Raw genomic sequence first — 1,790 nt, forward strand, 5'->3', positions numbered from 1 at the left:
CGCTCCGCCCTCGCCCTTCCCGCGGCGGCGAACCCGCTGCCGCCGCTGCCCGCCGCGACCGAACTGGGCGTTCCGGGGCTGACCCCCTTCACCACGCCCAACCGGGAGTTCTACCGGATCGACACCGCCCTCACCATTCCCCGGCTGGACTCCACCCGCTGGACGCTGAGGGTGCACGGGATGGTGGACCGCCCCTTCGAGATCGACATGGACGAACTGCTCGCCGAGGAGCTCGTCGAGGCCGACATCACCATGACGTGCGTGTCGAACCAGGTCGGCGGCGACCTCGCGGGCAACACCCGCTGGCTGGGCTTCCCCCTGGCCGACCTGCTGCGGCGGGCGGGTGTGCGGTCCGGCGCGGACCAGATCCTCAGCACCTCCGACGACGGCTGGACCTGCGGCACGCCGACCGAGGTCGTCATGGACGGTCGCGACGCGCTCCTGGCCGTGGGCATGAACGGAGAACCCCTCCCCCAAGTGCACGGCTACCCGGCGCGCATGGTCGTCCCCGGCCTCTACGGGTTCGTCAGCGCCACCAAGTGGGTCACCGACATCAAGCTGACCCGCTTCGCCGACGAGCGGGCCTACTGGGCGCAGCGCGGCTGGGCCGTGCGCGCCCCCGTCAAGACCATGTCCCGCGTGGACGTGCCCGCGCCCCTGAGCCGGGTGGACGCCGGAGAGGTCGTCCTGGCCGGAGTGGCCTGGGCCCAGCACCGCGGGATCGACGCCGTGGAGGTGCGCGTGGACGGGGGCGAGTGGCGGCGGGCCGAACTCGCCGAGGTCCCCGGCGTCGACACCTGGGTCCAGTGGGTGGCCGAGACCACCGTCGAACCCGGCCAGCACTCCGTGGAGGTCCGGGCCACCGACGCCACCGGGTTCACCCAGCCCGCCGAACGGGTGGATCCCGTGCCCGACGGCGCCACCGGCTGGCACAGCATCCGGTTCACCGCCGAGTAGACGCACCCCTCGACCAACACCGGCGCAAGTCGGTGACGTGAGCAAACAGAAGTTAACCAAGTTGAAGGAGCAAACAATGGTCCGCAAGAACAGCCTCACCATCACGGCCGCCGCTGCCGCGCTCGCCTTCGGTCTGACCGCCTGTGGCGGCGACATGGGCGGCGGGGAGGAGGCCGCCGAGGAGACCCCCACCGCGACCGAGTCCGAGAGCGGCGGCATGGGCGGCGAGGAGGGCACCACCGAGATGGCGGGCGAGAACTTCGGTTCCGGCTGCGCCGAGGTGCCCGCCGACGGCGAGGGCAGCTTCGAGGGCATGGCGGACGACCCGGTCGCCACCGCCGCGTCCAACAACCCGGTGCTGTCCACGCTGGTGACGGCCGTGACCGAGGCGGACCTGGTGGACACGCTCAACTCGGCCGAGGACATCACGGTCTTCGCCCCGGCCGACCCCGCGTTCGAGGCGATCCCGCAGGAGGACCTCGACGCGCTGCTGGCCGACCAGGAGCAGCTGACCGAGGTGCTGACCTACCACGTGGTCGAGGGCCGCCAGACCCCGGCCGACCTGGAGGACGGCACGTTCACCTCGCTCCAGGGCGGAGAGGTCACCACCGAGGGCTCCGGCGAGGAGTTCACGGTGAACGGCGAGGCGGCCGTCATCTGCGGCAACGTGCAGACGGCCAACGCCACGGTGTACATCATCGACGGCGTGCTGATGCCCGCCTAACGGCCTCCGGCACGGTGCGACCCCCGGGCGGTCCGAGCGTTGACGCCGGGCCGTCCGGGACCCCGCCACCGCACCCGCGCCCGGCGCACGGACGAGGCGAGCAGCGCAG

General features: G+C 72.3%; 2 protein-coding genes. Both read left to right on the top strand.

The window, feature by feature from the left end; all coding sequences use genetic code 11:
• On the top strand, window positions 1–957 hold a 957-nt coding region (locus DQW06_RS26370; RefSeq protein ID WP_157983618.1), incomplete at its 5' end, for a molybdopterin-dependent oxidoreductase.
• 76 nt (window positions 958–1,033) lie between these two features.
• On the top strand, window positions 1,034–1,681 hold the full coding sequence (locus DQW06_RS26375) for a fasciclin domain-containing protein (RefSeq protein ID WP_013156350.1): 648 nt from the start codon (window positions 1,034–1,036) through the stop codon (window positions 1,679–1,681).
• Window positions 1,682–1,790 lie beyond the last annotated feature (109 nt).

The organism is Nocardiopsis sp. TNDT3 (assembly GCF_003427465.1).
GTDB classification, from domain to species: domain Bacteria; phylum Actinomycetota; class Actinomycetes; order Streptosporangiales; family Streptosporangiaceae; genus Nocardiopsis; species Nocardiopsis dassonvillei.